Below are 22743 nucleotides of genomic sequence, written 5' to 3' on the forward strand. Positions count from 1 at the left end.
CGCGCGATAATCCACCGTCTCAAAACGACATATGTTGCCATGATTGGGTAAGCAGATCACAATGGGCATCAGTACCAAACATTCCCGCATGCGCCGCGCCGCTGCAAACGCGTAGGATACCAGTGTCACACGATTGTTTTGTAAGTCATGCAGAAGGCGCGTTAGCCACATATTGAAAGGTTCCCAATGACCTCCTCCAGCCGTTTTTCGATGTCTCGCCGCCAGTTCCTTGCCACAACTACGGCCAGCGCCGCCGCAATCACCCTACACCCGTTTTCGGCCGCTGCTGCCGACAATCAGGCGCATCTTCGGATCATGGAAACCACCGATATCCATGTGCATGTCTTCCCTTATGATTACTACGCAGACAAGCCGCGCGATACGGTAGGCCTGTCGCGTACCGCATCGATCATCAATGACATTCGGTCAGAGGCAACCAACTCGTTGCTTGTGGACAATGGCGACTTTTTGCAGGGCAACCCAATGGGCGACTACATCGCTTATGAGCGTGGCATGAAAGAAGGCGACAGCCATCCGATCATCGCCGCATTCAACACCGTAGGCTATGACGCCGCTACTTTGGGCAACCACGAGTTCAATTACGGTTTGGATTTTCTGGAAAAGTCACTCGCCGGTGCAGATTTCCCGGTCGTTTTGGCCAATATTGTCAAGGAACAAGGCGCGGGGCCACGCGACGACAAAACTTTGGTCAAGCCTTACGCCATTCTGGACCGCGAAATTGAAATGGGCGACGGCAGCAAGCATCCAATCAAGGTTGGCGTTATTGGCTTTACCCCACCACAGATCATGAATTGGGACCGCAAGCACCTTGAAGGCAACGTTCAGGCCCGCGACATCGTCGATACCGCGAAAGCCTATGTGCCAGAAATGCAAGAGCAAGGCTGTGATTTAATCATCGCCCTATCGCATTCGGGTATCGGTGAGGCCGATCACACTGATGGGATGGAGAACGCCTCAGTCGTGCTGGCCGGTGTCGATGGCATCGACGCGCTGGTCACAGGCCACAATCACCTGGTCTTCCCTTCGCCCACCTTCGCGGATCGTCCAGGCATCGACGTCGAAAAAGGCACACTATTGGGCAAACCGGCAGTCATGGGCGGATTCTGGGGCTCGCATCTGGGTCTGCTGGACCTGCTGCTGGAACGCGACGGGAATGAATGGCGCGTTGTAACAACGACGTCCGAGGCGCGCCCGATATCAAAGCGCAACGAAGATCGCTCAATCACCGCGCTGGTTGGCGACGACCAGACCGTGCTGGATTCGGTTGCCAAAGATCACGACGAAACACTGGCTTATGTGCGCCGCGCCGTTGGGAAGACGGCGGCGCCTTTGCACAGCTACTTCGCGCTCGTCGCGGATGATCCGTCGGTGCAAATCGTTTCGATCGCACAAAAATGGTATGTTGAAGAGATGATAAAGGGCACAGAGCATGAGGGGCTGCCCATCCTATCGGCCGCTGCCCCGTTCAAGGCCGGTGGTCGTGGTGGTCCAGAGTATTATACCGATGTTCCAGTGGGCGATGTGGCCATCAAAAACGTGGCTGACCTGTACCTCTATCCAAACACCGTGCGGGCGGTCCGCGTGAACGGGGCACAGGTCCGGGGTTGGCTGGAGCGTTCGGCAGGCATGTTCAATCAGGTTGAGCCGGGCTCAGCCGACGCAATTCTGCTGAACCCGGAATTCCCGTCCTACAACTTTGATGTAATGGACGGCGTGACCTATCAGATCGACCTGTCTCAGCCCTCGCGATTTGGACCAAAAGGCGAAGAAGTAAACCCGGACGCGGCACGGATTGTGAACCTGTCCTTCAACGGCACGCCAGTTACGGATGATATGGAGTTTATCATCGCCACCAACAATTACCGCGCGTCTGGCGGCGGGTCCTTCCCGGGCGCATTGGGTGACACGATTGTTTTCGAGGCCCCAGACACCAACCGCGACGTCATCGTGCGTTACATTGTCGAGCAGGGCACAATCGATCCAAAGGCGGACGCCAACTGGTCCTTCGCCCCGCTCGCAGATACCACGGTGCTTTTCGAAACCGGCCCCAAAGCGCGCGACTATATGAGCGACGTCAATGGAGTGGTGATCGAAGACGCAGGCGAAGGCGCCGATGGTTTTGCCGCGTTCCGCATCAATCTTTAAACGTCAGAACTTATAAACCGACCGTCACCCCGACCAATGGGTGGCGGTCGCGCACCAAAGATGACGAATTATTCGATCACTTAAAACCGGGCTTTGGAAAAATCAGTCAAGTTCACCGCTTTCTGACATCAAAATCGCCAGCGGTCGCGTAGAATGGATTTGCGACAAGATGATCATCACCACGGCAGTCAACGGTATCGCCAATATGGTGCCTGCCAGACCCCACATCGCGGTCCAGATCGTCAGCGAAAACAGCACCATAAACCCGCTCAGGTTCACCGAGTTTCCGACCAGGCGGGGTTCAAGGAAGTTTCCGACAAACAGCTGAGCGGCCATGAGCGCGATCAGCGCGACACCGGCGTGCCAGATGCCGCCGAATTGCACGAGGCTCAGCATGACGGGAAACAGAACACCAACAATGGAACCCAGGTATGGGATATAGTTCAAAAGGCCGATCAATATGGCCCAGAACATTGCGAACTCGATGCCAAGCAACAACATGATCACATATGAGATCACAGCCAAAATGACGTTGATCAGTGTCTTTGCGCTTAGGTAGCTGCCAATCTTCTGGTTTATCTGGGCGACAATTTGCAGCGACCGGTCAGCTGTTTCAGCATCACCCAAAGCCTTTCTAACTTTTTCCGGCATATCGTCCAGATCGGACAGGATGAACACAATATAAAGGATTGTCATTAACATGACCGTCCCGAAACCCTGCACTGTGGAAAGCGTCCCCTGCACAAAACCCAAAACATCGAACTTGCCAGCAATCGTCTGCTCGATCGTGGACCAGTCTGGCAGTTTTTTGACACCCAAAATCGCCATTGCCGAGTCAACCAGCGCTTTTAGGTTGGTTTGGTAACGCGGGATATTCTGGGCGACCGCTTGCGCGTTTGCCTCAAGAAAAACCCCTATCAGAATCAGCGTTAGAAATATGGCAAGCAGTGCAAGTAAACGGCGCCCGCGGCGTGGAATGTGGCGCAACCCCGGAACACGGCCGATTGTCGAGGCGGTCGAGTCCAGAATGTATATTCCGATAATGCCCAAAAGCACCGGAAGAAAAATGCTCTTGCCCAGCACCAGCAGCCAGCCGATGACAACAGCGACGATCAGGCCAGATGCAAGTTTTGTCACATTAAACTGCAGCATATCTTCGCTTTCGGTCGGACGTGTGGGTCCTTTTGTGCCGGGTTCTAGGCTTATATTCAACGTCTTTCACGCAATCTGAGCGCCCCGAGCGCAGTGACGGCTACCCGGTGCTGGAGGCGTTTCGCGACCACCGGCAAAACACTGCGCGATTGACATCCATTCGGCAGAAACCGGCCCTTCCACCTTTAGAGATGTATCTGCGATGTTGCGGGTTTGGGCCGAGACTTGCGCAAACTCTACCGCAGGTCCTGTTATCCGATTGTCCCCCGGTTCACCGAACTCCCATAAGGCTCCGGAAGGTGCGGTCAGTTCAAGTCGCGGCATCGCCTCGGGCACAGGTTTGCCGTTGACCTGATAAGCCCAACCAAAGGTATTCACACCCAGAATGACGATGTTCTTGACTCGGTCCTGTTCGACGCGCTCGACACCAAGAACGTCAAAAATCTCTTGCCCGTGTGCCCAAGTCTCCATCTGGCGGGCCGTGATCGACGAGCGTACAGACATATCCGGACCGGCCCATTTCACCCGGTGCTTGGGATCGAGATCGGCCCAACGTGTGCCAATATCTGTGTAAAGTGTCCGCCAAGCATCGCGCAGCTCGTTCCCACGCAGCAAAATCGCTTCGTTCTCGGCTGCGCGCAGCCCTTCGGCATTGGCTTTGACAAACAATGCGCCAATGCGCGCAGCAAATGCGTCGGGGTCCTGAAGCGACAAATCGGCCATCTGGTTCCAATAGTGCAGATGCACCAGAACATCGTTCAGCGTCCATCCCTTGAACTGGGTTTGGTTTTCCCATTGGTCGCCCGAAATATCGGCTAGAATGGCAAACAATGCCTCGCTTTCTTGCAAAAAATCCATTGCCTGTTGCACTGCTTGTTCCCTCGATTTTGTGTTTGCCTGTTCGATGTCCCCGGATGCAGTGCCTGAGCGGCGGTAGCCGACACACACCCAATTCTACCTATGTTTCGTCAATCTCGATCATAACATCCCCCGCCGCCACCTGTTGTCCGATCTCAACGTGTACAGAGGTCACGACGCCCGCAACGGCGGCAGTGATTTGGTGCTGCATCTTCATGGCTTCGAGAACGGCCAGACAGTCGCCATTCGAAACGCTTTGACCAGGTCTTGCCGCCACCTCGACCAGGGCACCCGGCATGGGGGCGGTGACGCGACCGCTAGCGATCGTTCCCGCATCCAATGCACCGGGACGCAGGCGTCGAAACGTCAGGCGCTCGGCGCCGATGGCGATCTGGGCTGTGTCGCGGGTTATGTGTGCGGTGGCGTCGACGGTGTTGTCATTTATGCGTGCCCGGACCTTCCCGCAACTGCGCTTGATAAACGAGACATCATACGCGTTGCCCTCAACCCATACGGTCCATCCTTCGGGGCGGGCGAGTGCGCGCGTTTGTATCTCTTCGTCAACATAGGCAAGCGTCACGGCGAACGGCGGCAAGGCTGCGCTGGACCAACCCAACTGTTCGGTTGAGACATATCCCGCCGCCGCCCTTGCGCGGGATTGATCCGCATCCAACAACAGCGCGGCCGCCAAGGCGATGTCCGGCGCAGTTACCCGGTACGCAGGAAAGCCCCGGGGGTAGGTCTGATCCAGAAATGTTGTCGTTGCATCGCCGGCAATGAAATCTCTGTGCTGCAGCACATCTGCAAGAAACCGCGAATTTGTCACCGTTCCCAGCAAAATAGATTCGTTCACAGCCTTGATCAGCCGCGCACGTGCCGTTTCGCGGGTTGGACCATGCGCAATGATCTTTGCAAGCATGGCGTCATAGAAAGGCGATACCTCCTGCCCTTGTTGAATGCCGGAGTCCACACGCACTCCGGGTCCAGTCGCAGCCTGCCAGAAATCAATTGGACCGGTTGCCGGTAGATATCCGTTAGCGGGGTCTTCGGCATAAAGCCGCGCCTCAATGGCGTGGCCGTTCATGGTGACGTCTTCCTGAGAGATCGGAAGGGCGTCACCCTGCGCGACAGCGATCTGTAGCGCCACTAGGTCGATGCCAGTGACCATCTCGGTGACAGGATGCTCAACCTGCAGTCGGGTGTTCATTTCAAGGAAATAGAAAACGCCGGACGGTTCCAATAGGAACTCCACGGTTCCGGCGCCGCGATAGTTCACCGCACGGGCCGCCTCAATCGCCACGGCTCCCATTTTTTCGCGCAATTCTGGCGTCATGGCGGGGCTTGGGACTTCTTCGATGACTTTTTGGTGGCGACGCTGAATCGAGCATTCCCTTTCGCCCAGATGAATTACGTTCCCGTACCTATCGGCAAAAATCTGAAATTCGATATGGCGCGCATCACCGATCGCTTTCTCAAGGATCAATTTGCCGGATCCAAAAGCGTTCTCGGCCTCGGATCTGGCAAGCGCAATCGCCTCAGAAAGAGCGTCGGCGGATTGGACCACGCGCATTCCGCGTCCACCGCCACCAGCTGCGGCTTTAACCATAATGGGAAAGCCGATCTTGTCCGCTTCTGTGACCAGAGCGGTATCCGATTGATTATCGCCTTCATACCCTGGAACGCAGGGAACGCCCGCGCCAATCATGAGGCGTTTGGCGACGGCCTTGTCGCCCATCAGCCGGATCGCTTCGGGATCGGGTCCTATAAAAGTCAGACCCGCGGTCTCGACTGCCGCTGAAAAACCCGCATTTTCGGACAAAAACCCATAGCCCGGGTGAATTGCCCCTGCCCCGGCTTTCTGAGCGGCAGCAATGGTCTTTTCTGCATTCAGATAGCTATCACCAACCGGCCCTTCACCGATCCAAACCGCCTCATCAGCAAGTTCGACATGGGGTGCTCGCGCGTCAGAGGTTGTATAAACGGCCACTGTGCGCAGCCCAAGCGACCGGGCGGTTCGCATGATACGCGCGGCGATTTCCCCACGATTGGCAACGAGAAGCGTGTCGAATGTCATGCCTCAGCCTCTGCTATCTGTCTTGGATTTGGTGAGCTATGCAGCATGTTCAGAACCTGTGCACCCCGTACGAACTGGGTTTGACCGTTCGCGCGCGCCCCTCAAGGCAGGTTTCAAGGCAAAAGCCCAGCACGCGCCGTGTGTCGCGGGGGTCAATGACGCCATGATCGATACACCGGCCCGAGGTATAAAACGCATTTTCCTGTCGTGTGAAATGCGCTGTTATCGCTGCCTTCTGCGCAGACAGTTTGGCTTCGTCGTGGTCGATCCCTTTGCGTTTGAACCCTGCGCGCGCGACCAGTTCCATCGTCCCGGCGGCTTGCGCGCCGCCCATCACGCCCGTTGCCGCATTGGGCCAGGCGAACAGGAAGTCCGGGTCATAGGCGTAGCCGCACATCCCGTAATTGCCAGCCCCGAAACTTGCCCCGACATAGAGCGTGATCTTGGGCACATCGACCGACGTAACGGCCTGGATCATCTTGGCCCCATGCTTGATCATGCCGCTTTGTTCATATTGGGTGCCGACCATGAACCCTGTGATATTATTGAGAAAAATAAGGGGAATATCGGCCTGACCACATAACTGTATAAATTGTGCGGCTTTGTTCGCGCCTGCAGGGTCCAGTGGCGCGTTGTTTCCAAGAATACCCACAGCGATACCATTGATTGCGGCCTGCAAACAGACAGTCGCTGAGCCATAGTCGGGCTTGAAATCCTCAAAATCCGAGCCGTCAACTATGCGGGCCACAACCTCGCGGACGTCATAGGGAACGCGATAATCGGTTGGAACAATGCCTGCGATCTCATCCACATCATATTTCGGTGGCTGCACTTCTTTGCTGCGACGCACAGGCAAGGATTTGTTCCAATCCAGCCGGGCCATCACGTTCCGCGCCATTTCGATACCGTGCGCATCATCCTCGGCCAGATAGTCGACCAGCCCGGATGTGGTGGCATGCATCTCGGACCCGCCCAGATCACGGTCATTGGCCTTTTCGCCCGTCGCCGCGTGAACCAAGGCGGCACCGGCCAAGGCGGCCATACCGTTGTTCTTCACGCCAACGACATAGTCTGCAAGGCCGGGCATATAGGCCCCACCGGCGGTTGACGGGCCGTGCAGCACTGCAATGTTGGGCAGCCCTGCGGCCGAATGGCGGGCCAGATTGCGGAACAGTTTGCCGCCATTGGCCCAGAATTCGACCTTGTATTCCATCAGGTTTGCACCGGCGCTTTCGACAAGATGCACAAAAGGCAGGTTCTGTTTCAATGCCATGTCTTGCGCGCTCAGGAAGGCCGCAGCTGACATCTCGACCATCGCGCCGGCCTTGATCCCTGAATCGTCCACGATGATCATGCAGCGCACGCCCGAGATGAAGCCGATGCCGATGACCAATGACGCGCCCGGAACCGATTGCTCGGGATCGCCTGTATCGACACAGTAGCCCGCCAACCCGTGCAGTTGCAAAAAAGGCATTCCGGGATCCAACAGTTGGGCCAAACGGTCACGGGGTGTGATCTGCCCCCGGGCCTCCATCCGTTCGCGCCGTTTCTCTGACAGGGCGACAGGACGCGCTTCAAGCGCGCGCATCTCGTCGACAAGAGCCAGCATATCGCCTCGGTTCTTGGCAAAGCTGTCAGAATCGCGGACGACTTTACTGACAAAACCCATCAGCTTTCTCCTCGCTCGGTGTATAAGGATAACTCTGCAGGAATCCTGATCGGTGTGGCCAGCAATATCTGGGCATAACTCTTGCCTTGCGCGTCGTTGCGCAACGAGGCGACGCCACCGCCACCCAGCGCATTGTGCAGCAGAATGTTGATGGAATGTGTTCCTGGAAGATAGAACCGCTCGACCCTGCCGGATAGATGGTCAGAAAAAACAGCTGCCAGCGTCGCTTCGGACAGCGCAGCCCAAATATAGGGCAAAAAGGTAGCATGGCGCGCAATGACCCCAATGTTTGCGGTGTCGCCTTTGTCCCCAGATCTTGCCCAGGCCAAATCTTCCAAAGGGCATGTGATCCACTCGGTCACCTTTTCATCGGTAATTTCCGGGGCTTTTGCCGGGACAGGTTCCGGGTCTTGCAGGAACGTTTTCGGCTGATTGTATGCGATATCGTCCCCATCCATCGTTACGCAATAGGTCAGCGTGTCGTTTGGCACCAAGAAGGAAAACAGGACAACGACTGGCGAGGGCTTTGGACGCCCTCCTCCGGTAAAGATGTGCAACCCCGGCGGTGCGGCCAGTGCGCACCCGGTCATCTCACGCAGGAATACACCAACCGCGCGAGGGTCGTCGTGTTTCACGGCTGCCTTGAGCGAGATCTCTTCGTAATCGCTGTCGCCAGGCCGACCTCCGAAGGTTTCAAACGACACCTCGCGATAGTCGGGAGCACCGATCCGGTGCAGGACAGCGCGCGCACGATCCAACCCCGCTTGGGCAAAAGCCTTCGCCTTTTGTCGTGCCTCACGCCCGTTGATCAGAATCGTAATGCCCGCGCGATAGCCATCCGCCCAGGTGGCGGACACTTTGAGCTGCCCGGTCGGCGCGCGGCCTTTTGCACCCAAAACGGTTACATGGTCTGGCTCGGAGTGCTTAATCCTGACATTGGAAAAGTCGCAAATCACGTCAGGCAGAATATAGGACTGCGGGTCGCCGATCTCATACAGCATCTGCTCGCAGACCGAAGCCGGGGTCACACATCCAGCTGTGCCCTGCGGCTTGGTCAGGACCAGCCCGCCATCGGCGTTTACCTCGACAATTGGATAGCCGATCTTGGCGATGTCGCCTGCCAATTTCCAGCCCGTGAAATTGCCTCCGGTGGCTTGGGGTCCACATTCCAGCAGATGCCCCGCAAGCGACCCGGCAGCCAGTAAGTCGTGGTCTTCGGGCCGCCATCCAAAATGATACATGCACGCCGCCAGAGTCAGAGCGCTGTCGACGCAGCGGCCCGTGATGACGATATCAGCACCGCCGTGCAGCGCCGCCAATATCGGCCCAGCCCCAATATAAGCATTCACCGAGGCGATCTTTTCGATCGGTGGCATCGGTGCACCGGAAAACATCTCAGTCCGATCGACAAACTCAGCCACACGCGGTAGCAGGTCGTCGCCTTCGACCACTGCAACTTTCAAGTTCAATCCCAACTCTGCAGATTTGCGACGTAATTCACCAGCACAGGCAACTGGGTTGACCCCGCCTGCATTTGACAAGACCTTGACGCCTTGCTCGGCTATTTGGGTTAAATTGTTGGCCATAACGTCAGAGACGAAATCCACCGCATATCCCTTTTGGGGGTCTTTAAGACGGGCGCGCGCCATGATCGACATGGTGATTTCGGCGAGGTAATCGTAGACCAGAAAATCGAGCCCTGGGGCACGCAGCAATTGCTGTGTCGCATGAGGGGCATCCCCCCAAAAACCACTTGCTCCTCCGATCCGCAGAGAATGTGTCACGCCACGTCTCTCCCGCTTGAGTGCGATCCGCAGTTTACAGACCGACTGTTTTGTTTTTATGATTTACTGACCACCTTGGTCAACGAAGATTTACCACTGCGACGCGACGGAAGATGACGGAATCGATGCCAAAAAAACCCTCAGTCCAGGATCAAAGGTCCCGAGATATGCAGGCCAAAATCAGCAATGCGACGGTCACTTGTCTGGATCAGCTTGGGTATGCCGAGACCACTTTTGCCAAAGTACAAGCCAAGGCGGGTATCTCACGCGGGGCAATAACGCATCACTTCCCCACGAAGCAGGCATTGGTCGCAGCGACCGCGATGCGACTATTGGGCAATGCGCAAAACCCGCTCTGGCCACATGATCGCGCGCCTCAGCCCGTCTATGACCTGATTATGTCTGCCTGGGCCAATATCGTAAATTCCGCAGGTGGGCGCGCCATAGTCGAGATTCTGGTTGCTTGCCGAACCGATCCGGAACTGTTCGGCATGCTTGAACAGAGCCTGAGAGACTGGGACAAGTCGAACCTCAGCCTGATCTCCGCCCGGTATGTCAGCGCAACGGGTGACCGTAACGACACTGAATTGTTGTGGAGCATCGCCAGGAATTTCCTGCGTGGTTTGTTGTTGCATGAGAAATTCGTTTCATCGCCAGAATACCTTACGCAGATGATGGATCGCTTCGCCCGCATGATGGAAAGCCAGCTTCAGGTATTGCCCGAAAATGACGTTGAGGAGGTCAAATGACCCTGCCATCCCCTTTCATGACCCCTGAACGCGAAGCTTTCCGCGGAAATTTCCAGCGTTTTGTCGATGCCGAAATCAAACCTCATATTGAGCAATGGGAGGCGGATCGCAGCGTCCCGTGGGAGTTGCATGCCGCAATTGCTGAGTTCGGCGTATTTGGCTTTGGGATCGATGAGGAATACGGCGGTCTAGGTTTCGACAACGCCTTTATGCGCCATGATTATAGTGAAATCCTGTTCGGCTGTGGGGCATCCGGTATCGGAGCCGCCGTTGGGGGACGTACGATTTCAATCAGCCCAATTGCGAAATTTGCTTCCGAGGAGTTCAAACAGAAAGTGCTGCCCGAGATCATCTCGGGGCGCATGATGTCGGCCCTTGGGATCACCGAACCAGGCGCAGGGTCGGACGTTGCCAATATTCAAACAAGTGCCGAGCGCAAAGGCGGCCGATGGATTCTGAACGGGGAAAAGACCTATATCACCGGGGGTATGGATGCCGAATGGTTTGTGATCGGCGCCCGCACTGGCGGTCCGGGCCTGACCGGTATCTCATTGTTTTTGGTCCCTCATGACGCGCCCGGGTTCAGCCGCACGCCGTTGGGTGGCAAGATGGGTTGGCACAGTTCACAGCAAGCGACGCTGCATTTCGATGATTGCGAGCTGGATTCTACTGCTTTGTTGGGGCCTGAGAACAGGGGCTTTATCGCAATCATGAACAACTTTAACTTTGAACGGCTTGGCCTGACATCCGCTTCGTTGGGTATGATGAAACTATGCTACGATCGTGCCCTGGACTGGGCACGGGAACGCGAGACATTCGGCAGGCGACTGGTCGCACATCAGGTCATTGGCCACAAGTTTGCAGAAATGTCTGCCCGGATTGATATGAATGAGGCATATATCGAACGGATCTGCTGGGCAATTGAACAGGGCCTGATGCCAGTCGCCGAAATTGCAAAGGCCAAGGTTCAGGCCACGACGTCACTGCAATTTGTTGCTTCCGAAGCGATGCAGATCTTTGGCGGTGCCGCATACATGCTGGGTAATCCGGTCGAGCGGGTCTGGCGCGAAATCAAAATAATGGCAATTGGCGGCGGATCCGAAGAGATAATGCGCGACCTGGCCGTGCGCCAGATGGGATTGGCCGGGCAATAGTGGCGGCGTTGTGGGTCCGCAAGCGCGTGCTATGGACGTGAAGAGATCGCTGAAAGGCCGAAATTAACCAAATTCTTTGGTCAGCAATTGCCGAAAATGATCAATGCACAATTGCGCAATCATTTTTGACAACCTAAGTTGCGCCAAACTCATCACGCGAGGGAATTATGGATATTTGGTTCTATGTGGGGCTTGGCTTGTTGTTATGGGCTATCAGAGACTTGGTGTTTGGTTCGACCTACTTGTGGGAACGGGTAACTCGCGCTGAAAATCCGGGAACCTACTGGGTTTGCGTTTTGGTTTGGCTTGTCGTTGCACTGGCTATTTTAGCCACGTCCCCAACGACCTACTACCTGTTCTCCTGACTGCGCGTTCCGAAATGCAGGCCATGTAACCTGCATTTCCAAATCATAGAGGCCGGTGTTTTCACCATGGATGCAGTCACCTAATCGTTCGCTTGGCGAGCGGACCCGACTGTTCAAACATCAAAATCCAGTCGGCTGTCCAGTACAAAACTTTGGTGATTGCCTGAAAGCCCTCAAAGGCGGTCCGGACAGGAAAATTCTCTAAAATGATATGGTGCGGGTGGAGGGACTTGAACCCCCACGCCTTGCGGCGCCAGAACCTAAATTTTGCGCGGATTGTAAGAAATCAGAGACTTAGCCTTAAAATTTCCCCAAACATAGCGAGAACAAAGGAAGAAACCGGGAAACAACAGTTAGAGCATTGGAGAAAAACGCAAAAAAAAACGCCCGACCACTCGGGCCGAGCTCGTTTGCGGTTTTTTGAATGCGTGTTACGCTAGATAATTATTTGATTCTTTTTGTGGGGGTAAAAATGCGCAATTTTCTAGCCGCAACCGCCTGCCTATTAGCTACCAGTGCTGGCGCAACTACCGTGGATTTCACAATGCCTGACGAAGAAGTCTATTTCGCGGGATGTGAATTCTTTTGCTACAAATCCAGCGGGTATACCTTTGGCGTTGATTCCAGGCACAACGATGGCCCAGCGAAAGAAGGGCTGACCTTGGACGATGACAGCCTTACTGAATCGAACGTCTTTCGGGAAGATGGTGCGCGGTTTTCAGTCGCTTCGATAGACCTGAACCCCACGAGGACATGGAACACGATCGAGACAACCGGTTCAGACCCGGTGCCCGCAAGAACATCCACGGATTATGCCTCGTGGACCACAGCCGGGGGGCCATACGCAGGGCCGCTGTACGGCTTCTACGGCATAAGAAACGGGGTTGTGGTTGCATCCCATGAGATAACAGCGGCGGCGGCGTCCGGTTTGTTTGCTTTGACCGGGTTTAACAACCTCGACACATTCACCATCAGAACGCTTTTCTCTGGCCCTGATAGTGGCTCTTGGGGAGGTCTAACAAGCGACACCACCAACACTCACTGGTGCCGCTTTGATACGTGCACGCATCTTGAAATCACTAGCATGCACGCATCCATTGCTCCGGTGCCCCTGCCCGCGCCAATTACCCTGCTCCTGGTAGGGCTAGCTGGCTTGGGCTTCTTGCGTCGAAAGTCAAACGTTATCTCCGTTTGAATCGTAGGTTCCCGTGTAGGTGCTTGAGATGGCATCATTCGGGTTATACATACGCTCCCAAGGCTCTGAAACAGGCCAGCCACGATTTCCAGGATGCAGGCCCAGAGAGAATACACGTTCCAGAAGTTCATAACATCCAGCCGGGTTTGCGTTCTGCCAATGCGCCCTTGACGACGCACCGGCCGATGGAAGCATAATCTCAAACCCAACGCTATCCCTCGGATAGTCTGAAAAATGAGGCTCTGCAGCCAGAGCGGCAAAGTCATAGTCATCATTTTTAACGTTGCCGTGATCTATGAATATCCCATTTGGGCCAGCATTACCTGACTGGTTGTTGTTGGTGCTGATGATATTGTAATCTTTGGTTCCCTCAAACGTCGGCATTGAATTACCCTGTCCGTTTCCCATCAAGTATGGGATGGCGGTGTTATAGCGGGTAATATTTCCGCCTGAGTTGTTCTTGTATCCGATAACCGTTGCGTGATTTAGGCAGAAGCAATTCTGCTCCATGATGTGATCACCGGTTGTTGTTGTCCCTCCAAAGAAAAAACCCTGTTTGGACGAATGCGCCCCAACATCACCGCTTGCCGGGTTGATACGGGGACCATACCAGAACACGTTATAGCGATATGTACCATTGGTATGGGTTCCACCTCCCTGTGTCTGGTGGCAATCTGTGTGCGCGCCATCACCATCTGCCGGATCGGGGTCTTGCCGAACCGTTGTCCTGCATGACCAGTTTTCCTCGAACAACCGACCGGTTGAGGAGCCATCCTGTTTATAGTTATCATGACGCAAGCCGTGCATTATGCAGCCACGAATAGTGTTGTTCGTGCTGTTCTTCATCACAATTCCAGCGTTGTAACAATGGCTGATATAGCAGTGCTCAACATAAAAACCGTTTGTCTGGTTTGGACTCAAAACCCTGTTCGTTTTTGGGCTTAGATCAATAGCGTCTAAATCCAAAGGATACGGATCACCAGCAAGCCAGCACTTGCGTAGGCCGCAATTAACAACGTTATCGGCATTTACGTGATAGCCTTGGAACACAGAACCTGTGATTGCCAGCCTAAATAACTCGACGTTTTCAGAGTTTGTCATGTTGACGCCGCCGCCAACATCCGAACCCGTGTATCTCGTGCCAGAGTATTTACCCAGATCAGCGCCGCTTGCAATGTAGCTCTGGGTGTATGGACCTATAGAACGGATGATCACCTTGTGGGAGAATTTCTTGTTTGAAATATCAAGGGTTCCGCTGATTGGCGCTGTCAATTGAATGACTTTCTGGGATGCACCGGGAACCTGAATGGTGTCGCCTGATATCGTCCAGCCGTTTATGAGGGTGTTTAATGTTGTCTGGTCGGAAACCTGGTAGTCAAAGCCCGCCGGCGGGTCGCCCGCGTCGTCGTTATTCCCTGCACTACTTTCAACAACATTGATGGTAAACGACTGCGCGGCAGATGTTCCCTCGCTATTTGTGGCCGTTGCGCTAAAGGTGTGAGATGTGGAAACGGAATAATCAAGTGCCGCTGACAGATCAACGGTTCCGTCACTGTTAACCGTTACCTTTCCATCGGGATCCGTGGACTCTGCAAACGTAGGTGTTGGAACGCCGTCAGCAATGATCGTACCGAACACCTGCCCAGATGTAGCGTTTTCCGAAACATTCTTACTGGTCCCACCAGAGACAAACCTGAGATTTGTCGGCGCGGTATTGGTCGCTGTTCCGGTTGTGAAGCTGTCAGTAGAAATCGCGGTTTCGGTAGTGCCATCCTCTGCCCATACGCCTACATAGTAAAGCCGGTTGTCAACCAGAGTACCCCCGTTCGGGTAAACATATGTCCCGGCCTGAGTGATGGTTTCGGTGTTATTGAAGTCGGTCTGCTTGTCCGTTGGAGCCGTGAAGGACTTAAACCGCCAATAGAGCGTGCAAGCCTTATTGACGGTGACAGATAGATTGCCGCTGTTTGGTCCAGTACTCGTGCCGGTGATACTTGTTATCGCCAGCGTGGGGGCGCCGCCCACCTCATTTACGGTAATCGTCACCGCGCCCTCATCAACACCGCCTCGACCGTCCTCGACGGAAAACCTAAACTGATCGCTGCCGAAATACCCCGACGGCGGGTCATATGTAAAGCTACCGTCAGCGTTCAGGTTAACGGTCCCTAGTGTTGGATTGTCTGGGTTGAATTCTTCGTAGTATGTCAACGGGTCGCCGTCTGCATCCGTAGCAGAGACAGACCCGGAATACTGTGTGTCTTGATCTACAGAAAAGGATAAGGCGGACGCAACAGGAGGCGTATTGGTGGGGAGGCTGGAGAGTTTAAGTCTACCGCCAGCACCTGATCTGCGAAGAATATTTCCAGAGAATTTTAATATCGGCACTTTATGCTCCAATGCATTCTAGTGTGATAAGCTGTTGGGCGGATGTCGTACCCAAGGTAGCCGTCAGGGCACCTGTGCTTCCTGCACTTGCCAGCGTTCCCGACGCGCAGAAATGCCCGCCACCACCGCCTGCGCTCGCGCCGTTGTCGTATTCAAGGGTCAGATTAGTTAGAGATGCGTTTGTTACGCCGCCTGACAACTGAGCGCCGCCCGCGTCAATCCCATGCCCGCAAATTTGTAGAACAAGCCTATCTGCGCCAGAGGTGGTCCCCCCCGTAACAGAAACTGCAGTTGATGTAGCTGCTGTATTGTTAGCCAGAATTGCAAGAGGGGTTGCCCCGGTTGTGCAGCCGCGAATTACGAACATTGAAGTGTGTTGGTGATTTCCGGGGTCCGCGGCAGAAAAGTCTGCTTCAGCGGCGCTCGCTGCCCGCTTCCAATATAGAATGCTCTTGGAATCTGCGCTTGTCGAGGAACCAAGCGTAGTCCACCCTGTTACAGGATCCTCCGGGGTGTCGTTATTTCTACAGGTTGTAATGACCAGCCCGATATCATCAGTCTGGTGTGTCGGCCATGCCAGGGTGATAGCGGACGATCCGCCAGTATTGCTAAACCCTTCAAAAGTTGGGGCTGAACCTCCACCTACAGGCGGGGGCGCGAAGTATGGAATAAATGGCGTTATCACTGCAGCGCCTCCACTCTCAGTGAGGAAAATCCATTCACCTTGGTAATGTAAAACAGAAAATCATCACCATCTGTAGTCGTCAGGTCATCCGTTGTTGATTTTGTGAAACCAGAAACCGTAATTGCCCCAGCGCTGGCATTGTTGGTGTACTGAATGATGATTGTGCAATCATTTGCTGGGGGCGCGAGAGTGTGGGCTCCGCCGTTAACAGCATGCTGCATGTTTCCATTAGCCTCATCAGGCGTGAAGGTTCCGGTTGTCTGTGTACCTGCGTTGTGAGAGGTATGAGCAAAACCTGCGGTAAGGACATCGGCAGTGTCTGCCTTTAGAGTATCAGCATCAAAGCCTTGGATCGAAACGCCAACATCAGCAGAGGTATAGTAGCCAAGAGCCGTCTTTACCTGAGCATCTGTTTGGGTTGTTAGGTTTCCGTTTGCATCACCGACTAGGAACTGCGCGTTTACAACGCCACTCAGGTCCACAGTGACAAGCGTAAGTTGGTCACCAGATAGCGATATGTCAGCGCCAGTTTCCCCGACGATATCACCATCCGTATTGAACACGGCAACATCACCGTTCACCCCGGCCGTTCCAGTCATAACGGATAGGTCTGAACCCGAGAATGATGTAACGGTTTTCCCGCCCATCTCGAAGGAATCAGAGAATACCGCGGCGGCACGCGCGCTAATCGACCCAATTGATCGCGTCCCGTCACCGTCAAACGTGATGTTTGCGTCTACCGGATCGCTCCATGCATCGCCAGCCGCGCCACCCGCTGCGTGAGTGTCGATCATGTCGTGAATGTCTTGCGGGGCGAACCGGCGAACCGCTGTCTCTGTACCAGCCGTTTTCTCACCGGCAGATACCTGAGTGACTTGTGCGTTATACGCGGTTTCGATTTCGGAATTCGTTTGATCAGCCGTCGCCCCGGTTTCGATACCATCCAGCTTTGTCTCATCCGCCGTGGTAAATGATGCCGTAGTCGCATCGAGAACCGCGGAATGGGCTTGAACATCCGAACCAATGGCAAGCCCGAGATTGGTGCGCGATGTAGCCGCGCTACCGACATCTGACAGGTTGTTAGCAGCTAGCAGATCACCACCACCGCCACCGGCCGGGGTAGCCCACTGCCCGTCACCTCGCAGGAAGGTGGAGCTGTTGGCAGTTCCCGTTGCGCTGATGTCGGATGTACCGACTGTGTCTTGGTCCGCAAGAGCGCCACTATTCGCGGTCGCTCCCGTAGCAACACCGGCCAATTTGGTTTTCTCGGCATCGGTGAATGCGTTTGTGTCTGCATTCGCCTCATAGCGGCTTTTTACCGCTTCGTTCAGGGAGGCGTCAGTGCCTGTATTGAATTCAGTAGCCATTTTTTAGCCTCATACTGCGTTGAAGATTAACGGGTCAGTGTTCCATTGCATTTCACTGCCATTGAATGCCAATGCATCGGCCCCAAGTGGCACAGAACTGCGGTTCGTGGTGAATGTTCGAGTGTTACTCTCGCTGTCAGTAACTAAGACGCGCGCATACACTTCGTCCCCGTCCTGCAAGTCATACGTACCAGCCTCCTCAAACCCGTTGACATAGTAGGTCGGGGTCGCACTTGAGATTGTACCCTCTGAGGAGGCATAAGTTCCGATATTGTACCCGTCAGCGGGGGTGTCCGTGTTTGTTAACGCCCCCATAGATGGCGAAACGACGGCAGTTATAATGCTGCCGCCGCTATTCTGAAGCTGAACCCCTAGTGAAATCCTCATGGTTTACCCTTTTTCCGGCGGATATCTCAATTCGTCTGCAAGTTCCGCAATGAGTTGCAGCCGCTGTGCTTTTGTTAAAGTGATCTCAGCAAGCAAGCCGTGGTCGCTAAAAATGCTCAGGCGGCCGTCGCATACTTTGACCGTGCCAACCGAATGACGGATTGCTCTCATGCCGCCACCTTCACGCGGCCAACTTCACCCTTTTCCTTGTGGTAGGTGATTGCCTGTAGTTGAGCACCGGCGCAATAGGCGTGATTAAACGCATATGCATCCTTTGCTGTCAGGGCTCGCAACTGCTCCCATTGAACGCCGCCGATGTCCGCGCTCTTATGGTGGTGCAAGTGACCGGTCCAAAGGTATCGATATTTGGTGTCTCCCCACATGGAGGGGAATGTTTCCGCCAGAAACATAACCATGCGTTCAGCTTTAGCCTTGTCGCCGTGGTGCGCGGTCAGCATACATTTGCCGAACTGCAACGCGAAAAACTCCATAGGGTCGACCTGGACCTCAACGCGCGGTTCTAGCCGGTAGTGCCGCGCCATTGCGAAGAGAATAGTCCGCCAACTTTCCTTGTTGTGATTGCCGGGGATGATCCGAACAATCACTCGCTTGTGTTTTTTCAGGGCAAGGTTCGTTGCTGCAACAAGCGTGTCTATCGTTATGTCCAGCGTGCGAAAGTGGCGCGTGTCAACGTCCAACTGGTGCTTTGAGCCTGGCGTCTGGTTCGTCTGGTCATCCGCATGTGTCAGATCTCCGACATCAAGAATTACAGCCGTCTCAGATGGTGGAGATGCCTGTATGACCTGTCCCATCCAAGACGTAAGGCGCTTACAGGCTTTTTCCGTGTCGTAATCTTCGCCGGTTTCTTTGCCCCACGCCAGCATTCCGATATGTGCATCCGCGATGGGGTAAAGCGTTAGCAAGTCTTTTGCCCTGTATGAGGGCGCAGGGACAGGCTCAACAGCCGGGATGTTCTCAAATCTTGCCGCCACCCGGTCCAGAAAGTCATCGGTTGTATCGACCTCCGGCGCCTTCCAATAAACACTGTCCCGCGATCCATCCTCATGTTGGATAACACGCCAGCCGCTCTTGGCTTCCATCCCATTCAGGTTGGCGGCCTGCATTGCGCTTGAGGCACCGCTCGATAGGTGTAAGCCGGCGTCCCGCGCCTTTCTCAGCCTGTGGTTCAATGCCCCTCGGGAAATGCCCAAGGCCCTTGCGGCCTCGCTTGCATTCCCGTGTTCCTCAACCAGACGCAGCGCCTCGCGCATTGTCTGTTCGGTCATTTTTGGAGTGCCCATTTCTCAGACGTTAGGGGCCAATACTACGCGCTGAAACTGGCCGCCTGCCGCGACGATGCAGGTTTGTTGGCCTTTTGTTACGGTAGCCGTCCAGCTCCCTGTCTCGAGGTTCCCCCACCAGATTACAACCTGACCTTTGCCATCGAAGCCAGAAACCATAGGCATTTCACCGAACTTTTCCTTGAGATGGACAATCATTTCCGCATTTGGGGCACACTTTCGGCCCTCTGCAAATGCTGCCAGTGGTGTGATTGCGAGAATTGCTGCTACAACTAAACGTCTCATGTCAGAACCTTTCGGTTGAGCTTACCTTTCCCCGGCGTAAGCCTGTCCGGTATTGGCGATAATATTGCCAAATTAATTAGCAACTTGCAACGTTAACTTTTGTTTAAGTGCTTATTTATATGTGTTTAAGAGAAAATTTCACACTAGCTGGTTGCTAATTTCTATGTCAAAACGTCGCCTGTCAGTGATACCGAGAATGTGATTTGCGGCAATGCTCTCGCCCGAATACGCGCACCCAGAGCGCCCAGAACGGCTTATTCTGGTGGTGAAATGCGTATGAACACCACGCCTCGTTTCTGCCTGTCAGGGCGTTGTGTGTTAGGCGTGATAGGTCGTTCAGCGGGTCCAGCCGCATACTTCAGAGCCGGTTTCATTGTGGGCAAGGATCTGGCGAGCCGTTCCGTCTGTCAGCACGTCCGCGCGGCTCGGGCGGATCGGTGAAGCCCAATCGCAGCTTTTAGTCGTCGTCACGCACCCAGCCATCGAGACGGCGCACAACATCATCAGGAGAAGCCTTGTTGATGTCATCTTGTTTCTCCCGTGCTTTTTGGGTGATTTTCAGAGCCTGCTTTAGTTCTTTGGTCTTTTGCTTCTGCCGTCCCTCACGCTTGCCGGCCAGGAACACGCCAAAGGCCACTGCAACGGCTGCCGCGGCAGTGGACAGCCAACGACCAATTCGCGTTCCAAGTAACCAGCCGATCATGCGGCCCGGTCGCGCGTCATGTAGCCCGCGAACAACGGGGTAAGCATTGCGACCCATTCGGCAGCAGGGAATGCTTCAGAAATGCCCGGCAAGAAGTAGTCAGAAACAGCGATAGCGCCATGAACAATAAACGTCGCCAGGATAACGGCTGTCATCTTGCGGGACGGCGCTGCAGTTGGTTGCGATACCAGAGTTTGTGATGTCATTTTGTGATCCCTAACGCTTTAATGATTTGCTTGATTGCATTGATAAACGCCCTGAGTGGGTTTGTTTTCGTTGGGTTCTTGAGAGCCGTGTAGGTGGCTTTTTTCTCCATCCGGCGAATGCCGAGGAGGCGTGACTTTGGGTACGCGGAAACGTTGACCTGATTGCTTTGGTTGCCGCCCAGAACCCGGATAGTTGACCCGCTCTCTTCCACGAAAAAGGCAACATGTCCTTGCCACCCGTTTGGGTTGCCGCGAGAAAAGACAACTATGTCCCCCTCTTTTGCATCTTTAAGTGCAACATCGGAGCCCCAGTCGAGGTAAGACCGGGCATTGAGTTTGCCGGTATGGGGTAGCCCTGCCTGCTTGAGCTTCGAGCCCACAAAGGCGGCACACCAAGCGGTCTCATCATCCTTCACCCAATCATGACCTACGTCCGCGAAGTATTTGACAACCTTTGGATTGTGGCCATCACGCCATTCCCACGTACCTAGATCGGCACGCGCCAAGTCGTATGCTGATTTCATGACTGCCTCAGTCCTGCTCAATATAGCGCTCTAACCTGCGGTCCATGCGCTCAACAATGTCGAGAATGTTTTCAAGCTTTTGGCTTTGGGCGACGTCCTGCCGCTCGGCGCGGTTGATCGCCTCAGTTTGTTGCGTATCAACGAGGCGTTGGCGCTCAACATCCCGTTCCAGCGTCTCAACCCGCGCTGCCAGTGAGGCGGCGAACCATCCCGCCAGTGCCGTTTGGCCTAGAATTGTAAAGATTAACGCTAAGGGAACACGCTTGTCTAAATGCCACGGTTCACGAACCCCGGTCATGATGTGCGCTCCCATATATACGCAGCCTTTGATTTCTGAACAATGTTGTGCGGTGTGTCGCTGCCAACACTGCTAGAGCTAAACCCGGGTATATCGACCGCGTGAGCGTGGTCGCCTGCACTATTCATGATTTGACTGAAGTTATACCATTGATCATAGCCGCCGCCGCCCTGACCTTCTGTGGTGCCCCCGGCACCAGTAAGAACTAACACTGGTGCGGTTGATGTGTGGGCGTGGCTTCCGTTGGTTGTGGTGGATGTAGAGGGGGGGTCACACCAGTGCGCGTGTGCTGGAAGTTCAAAGGCCTGCAGGGTGTGGGTGTCTGCGCCGAATTCAGCGTTCACGCTTCTTGTGCTACCAACGCCAACTAGCGCCCGATCCTCACCCCAAGCAACCCAAGTGGTTCCGGGGAATCTAAGGTTGGGGTTTGTCGAAGATGTAGACACGAAAAGGGAGCCAACCGGATAAAAAAGATCAACTATCCCGGCCAAATCCGCCATCACTTCACGAATAGCATTATTTATGCCTGCGGGCGAGCACCCTTCAGCTATATTTACGCCATTAACATCTGTGTTATTTGCAGCATTGCTGTCATAGTCTGTAATGCTCATTTAAGCCCCCAGAGACTGGATAAATTGTAGGTATTCGGCCATCGGGTCGCGGTTTGATGCCTGTACTGCCGCCGCTTGCCTTGGAGCGAACTGAACCGGCGCAATTTTTGGTTGCGCCGCAGCCACCAGATCCTCACCCAACCCCGCAAGAATTCCGTTTCGCTTTTGTTCCGGTGTTTCCATTTCACTGAAATCCAGAATTCCACCCGAGGCTTGCTGTGTTTCCTGCGTGACTGCGGGGCCACCTCGCGCCCCACTGGGCTCAACCTGCCAAGGCTCCCAGGACATCGGGACCGACAAGCCGTATTCCGGCGCGTTTTCAGCTATCCACTGCGCTGCAGGAGAATTAGCGTCCCGCAAAAGCCCGCCATTCATGGCGAAATCAACAGCGTGTCCGCTGTTGTGCCTAGACCGCCCCGGAGGGGCCACCCACTTGCGCGCAGCCTCTGGTGATCCATATTTCTTGATTGCAATGGCATAAAGCTGCCCCTGCAACTCTGGCGACCTGTAAGCCGATGTGATCTGTAGCGGGAAACCCGCCTCATGCGCGGCATTCGTTAGCCGATAGACACTGCCCGCAAAGGCCGGATCTAACCCTGTGAAGCTGTCAGGACGCGTGGCAGCACCCCCGACCGCGAAACGCGACCAGTCATAATTCATTGAATTTACCTCGGGAGTTTCTATATTGGCCGCATGGATAACTTTGAGCTATTTGCGATTATCGTCTTAGGTGTGTTTTTCGGGCTCGCAGTTTTTAGCGTTGCGGCTTGGGGTTTTGTGCAGAGCACAAAGATTTCCGACGAAACCCGCCCATACCCTTGGCCC

Annotated in this window: 20 protein-coding genes; 4 read left to right on the forward strand and 16 right to left on the reverse strand. The window is 54.7% G+C overall.

Annotated elements, in window-relative coordinates:
- Positions 1–186: 186 nt before the first annotated feature.
- Positions 187–2166: a bifunctional 2',3'-cyclic-nucleotide 2'-phosphodiesterase/3'-nucleotidase gene (locus AC2FGC_RS08505; RefSeq protein WP_496781991.1), complete on the forward strand. Its 1980-nt coding sequence runs from the start codon at positions 187–189 to the stop codon at positions 2164–2166.
- Between the two features lie 102 nt (positions 2167–2268).
- Here the strand turns inward: AC2FGC_RS08505 and AC2FGC_RS08510 are convergent, their stop codons facing one another.
- The 5 genes from AC2FGC_RS08510 to AC2FGC_RS08530 all read right to left on the reverse strand — a co-directional run bounded on the left by AC2FGC_RS08510 (position 2269) and on the right by AC2FGC_RS08530 (position 9703).
- Positions 2269–3303: an AI-2E family transporter gene (locus AC2FGC_RS08510; protein WP_496724686.1), complete on the reverse strand. Its 1035-nt coding sequence runs from the start codon at positions 3301–3303 to the stop codon at positions 2269–2271.
- Positions 3304–3384: 81 nt separating this feature from the next.
- Entirely contained in the window at positions 3385–4176 is a 792-nt protein-coding gene (locus tag AC2FGC_RS08515; protein ID WP_496724688.1) for a TIGR03084 family metal-binding protein, read from the reverse strand.
- A gap of 100 nt (positions 4177–4276) precedes the next feature.
- A complete protein-coding gene (locus tag AC2FGC_RS08520) occupies positions 4277–6250 on the reverse strand; it encodes an acetyl/propionyl/methylcrotonyl-CoA carboxylase subunit alpha (protein WP_496724690.1) in 1974 nt (657 codons plus the stop codon).
- 49 nt (positions 6251–6299) lie between these two features.
- Entirely contained in the window at positions 6300–7919 is a 1620-nt protein-coding gene (locus tag AC2FGC_RS08525) for an acyl-CoA carboxylase subunit beta (RefSeq protein WP_496724692.1), read from the reverse strand.
- A complete protein-coding gene (locus AC2FGC_RS08530; RefSeq protein WP_496724694.1) occupies positions 7919–9703 on the reverse strand; it encodes an acyclic terpene utilization AtuA family protein in 1785 nt (594 codons plus the stop codon). Before AC2FGC_RS08530 ends, AC2FGC_RS08525 begins: the two co-directional genes overlap by 1 nt.
- A 167-nt stretch (positions 9704–9870) precedes the next feature.
- Between AC2FGC_RS08530 and AC2FGC_RS08535 the strand changes: the two genes are divergently transcribed.
- The 3 genes from AC2FGC_RS08535 to AC2FGC_RS08545 all read left to right on the forward strand — a co-directional run bounded on the left by AC2FGC_RS08535 (position 9871) and on the right by AC2FGC_RS08545 (position 13166).
- Positions 9871–10452, forward strand: a complete 582-nt coding sequence (locus tag AC2FGC_RS08535; protein ID WP_496724696.1) for a TetR/AcrR family transcriptional regulator — start codon at positions 9871–9873, stop codon at positions 10450–10452.
- Positions 10449–11606 carry an acyl-CoA dehydrogenase family protein gene (locus AC2FGC_RS08540; RefSeq protein WP_496724698.1) on the forward strand — a complete coding sequence of 386 codons (1158 nt, stop codon included), beginning with the start codon at positions 10449–10451 and terminating at the stop codon, positions 11604–11606. The genes AC2FGC_RS08535 and AC2FGC_RS08540 overlap by 4 nt, the downstream gene beginning before the upstream one ends.
- A gap of 789 nt (positions 11607–12395) precedes the next feature.
- Complete coding sequence (locus AC2FGC_RS08545; RefSeq protein WP_496781993.1) at positions 12396–13166, forward strand: VPLPA-CTERM sorting domain-containing protein; 771 nt, start codon at positions 12396–12398, stop codon at positions 13164–13166.
- Here AC2FGC_RS08545 and AC2FGC_RS08550 read toward each other — a convergent pair.
- From AC2FGC_RS08550 to AC2FGC_RS08600, 11 genes are all read right to left on the reverse strand, one after another.
- Positions 13146–15563 carry an Ig-like domain-containing protein gene (locus tag AC2FGC_RS08550; RefSeq protein WP_496781995.1) on the reverse strand — a complete coding sequence of 806 codons (2418 nt, stop codon included), beginning with the start codon at positions 15561–15563 and terminating at the stop codon, positions 13146–13148. The two genes, AC2FGC_RS08545 and AC2FGC_RS08550, sit on opposite strands and share 21 nt — an antisense overlap.
- Positions 15564–16232: 669 nt before the next feature.
- On the reverse strand, positions 16233–17603 hold the full coding sequence (locus AC2FGC_RS08555) for a hypothetical protein (RefSeq protein ID WP_496781997.1): 1371 nt from the start codon (positions 17601–17603) through the stop codon (positions 16233–16235).
- Positions 17604–17612: 9 nt separating this feature from the next.
- Positions 17613–17990 (reverse strand): hypothetical protein, encoded by a 378-nt coding sequence (locus AC2FGC_RS08560; RefSeq protein WP_496781998.1) that lies wholly within the window; start codon positions 17988–17990, stop codon positions 17613–17615.
- A 3-nt stretch (positions 17991–17993) separates the two neighbouring features.
- Entirely contained in the window at positions 17994–18161 is a 168-nt protein-coding gene (locus AC2FGC_RS08565; protein ID WP_496782000.1) for a hypothetical protein, read from the reverse strand.
- Positions 18158–19276, reverse strand: coding sequence for a winged helix-turn-helix domain-containing protein (locus AC2FGC_RS08570; RefSeq protein WP_496782002.1), 1119 nt, complete (start codon positions 19274–19276; stop codon positions 18158–18160). The genes AC2FGC_RS08565 and AC2FGC_RS08570 overlap by 4 nt, the downstream gene beginning before the upstream one ends.
- Before the next feature lie 757 nt (positions 19277–20033).
- Positions 20034–20279, reverse strand: a complete 246-nt coding sequence (locus AC2FGC_RS08575) for a hypothetical protein (RefSeq protein ID WP_496782004.1) — start codon at positions 20277–20279, stop codon at positions 20034–20036.
- The gene (locus AC2FGC_RS08580) at positions 20276–20485 is read right to left on the reverse strand and encodes a hypothetical protein (RefSeq protein ID WP_496782006.1); all 210 of its coding nucleotides are present in this window, start codon (positions 20483–20485) and stop codon (positions 20276–20278) included. Before AC2FGC_RS08580 ends, AC2FGC_RS08575 begins: the two co-directional genes overlap by 4 nt.
- Positions 20482–21009 carry a TIGR02594 family protein gene (locus tag AC2FGC_RS08585; protein WP_496782007.1) on the reverse strand — a complete coding sequence of 176 codons (528 nt, stop codon included), beginning with the start codon at positions 21007–21009 and terminating at the stop codon, positions 20482–20484. The genes AC2FGC_RS08580 and AC2FGC_RS08585 overlap by 4 nt, the downstream gene beginning before the upstream one ends.
- 7 nt (positions 21010–21016) lie before the next feature.
- Positions 21017–21307: a hypothetical protein gene (locus AC2FGC_RS08590; protein ID WP_496782009.1), complete on the reverse strand. Its 291-nt coding sequence runs from the start codon at positions 21305–21307 to the stop codon at positions 21017–21019.
- The gene (locus AC2FGC_RS08595) at positions 21304–21918 is read right to left on the reverse strand and encodes a phage baseplate protein (RefSeq protein WP_496782011.1); all 615 of its coding nucleotides are present in this window, start codon (positions 21916–21918) and stop codon (positions 21304–21306) included. The genes AC2FGC_RS08590 and AC2FGC_RS08595 overlap by 4 nt, the downstream gene beginning before the upstream one ends.
- Positions 21919–22578, reverse strand: a complete 660-nt coding sequence (locus AC2FGC_RS08600; protein WP_496782014.1) for a D-alanyl-D-alanine carboxypeptidase family protein — start codon at positions 22576–22578, stop codon at positions 21919–21921.
- Between the last annotated feature and the right edge of the window lie 165 nt (positions 22579–22743).

It is taken from the genome of Ruegeria sp. CDSC054 (assembly GCF_059610645.1).

Excerpts from the sequence above, each read along its gene's own strand:
- AC2FGC_RS08535 (WP_496724696.1), top strand. The coding sequence starts at position 9,871 with ATGCAGGCCAAAATCAGCAATGCGACGGTCACTTGTCTGGATCAGCTT.
- AC2FGC_RS08540 (WP_496724698.1), top strand. The coding sequence starts at position 10,449 with ATGACCCTGCCATCCCCTTTCATGACCCCTGAACGCGAAGCTTTCCGC.
- AC2FGC_RS08555 (WP_496781997.1), bottom strand. The coding sequence starts at position 17,603 with ATGGCTACTGAATTCAATACAGGCACTGACGCCTCCCTGAACGAAGCG.
- AC2FGC_RS08575 (WP_496782004.1), bottom strand. The coding sequence starts at position 20,279 with ATGATCGGCTGGTTACTTGGAACGCGAATTGGTCGTTGGCTGTCCACT.
- AC2FGC_RS08580 (WP_496782006.1), bottom strand. The coding sequence starts at position 20,485 with ATGACATCACAAACTCTGGTATCGCAACCAACTGCAGCGCCGTCCCGC.
- AC2FGC_RS08545 (WP_496781993.1), top strand. The coding sequence starts at position 12,396 with ATGCGTGTTACGCTAGATAATTATTTGATTCTTTTTGTGGGGGTAAAA.
- AC2FGC_RS08525 (WP_496724692.1), bottom strand. The coding sequence starts at position 7,919 with ATGGGTTTTGTCAGTAAAGTCGTCCGCGATTCTGACAGCTTTGCCAAG.
- AC2FGC_RS08565 (WP_496782000.1), bottom strand. The coding sequence starts at position 18,161 with ATGAGAGCAATCCGTCATTCGGTTGGCACGGTCAAAGTATGCGACGGC.
- AC2FGC_RS08515 (WP_496724688.1), bottom strand. The coding sequence starts at position 4,176 with ATGGATTTTTTGCAAGAAAGCGAGGCATTGTTTGCCATTCTAGCCGAT.
- AC2FGC_RS08505 (WP_496781991.1), top strand. The coding sequence starts at position 187 with ATGACCTCCTCCAGCCGTTTTTCGATGTCTCGCCGCCAGTTCCTTGCC.
- AC2FGC_RS08595 (WP_496782011.1), bottom strand. The coding sequence starts at position 21,918 with ATGAGCATTACAGACTATGACAGCAATGCTGCAAATAACACAGATGTT.
- AC2FGC_RS08585 (WP_496782007.1), bottom strand. The coding sequence starts at position 21,009 with ATGAAATCAGCATACGACTTGGCGCGTGCCGATCTAGGTACGTGGGAA.
- AC2FGC_RS08600 (WP_496782014.1), bottom strand. The coding sequence starts at position 22,578 with ATGAATTATGACTGGTCGCGTTTCGCGGTCGGGGGTGCTGCCACGCGT.
- AC2FGC_RS08570 (WP_496782002.1), bottom strand. The coding sequence starts at position 19,276 with ATGACCGAACAGACAATGCGCGAGGCGCTGCGTCTGGTTGAGGAACAC.
- AC2FGC_RS08590 (WP_496782009.1), bottom strand. The coding sequence starts at position 21,307 with ATGACCGGGGTTCGTGAACCGTGGCATTTAGACAAGCGTGTTCCCTTA.
- AC2FGC_RS08560 (WP_496781998.1), bottom strand. The coding sequence starts at position 17,990 with ATGAGGATTTCACTAGGGGTTCAGCTTCAGAATAGCGGCGGCAGCATT.
- AC2FGC_RS08520 (WP_496724690.1), bottom strand. The coding sequence starts at position 6,250 with ATGACATTCGACACGCTTCTCGTTGCCAATCGTGGGGAAATCGCCGCG.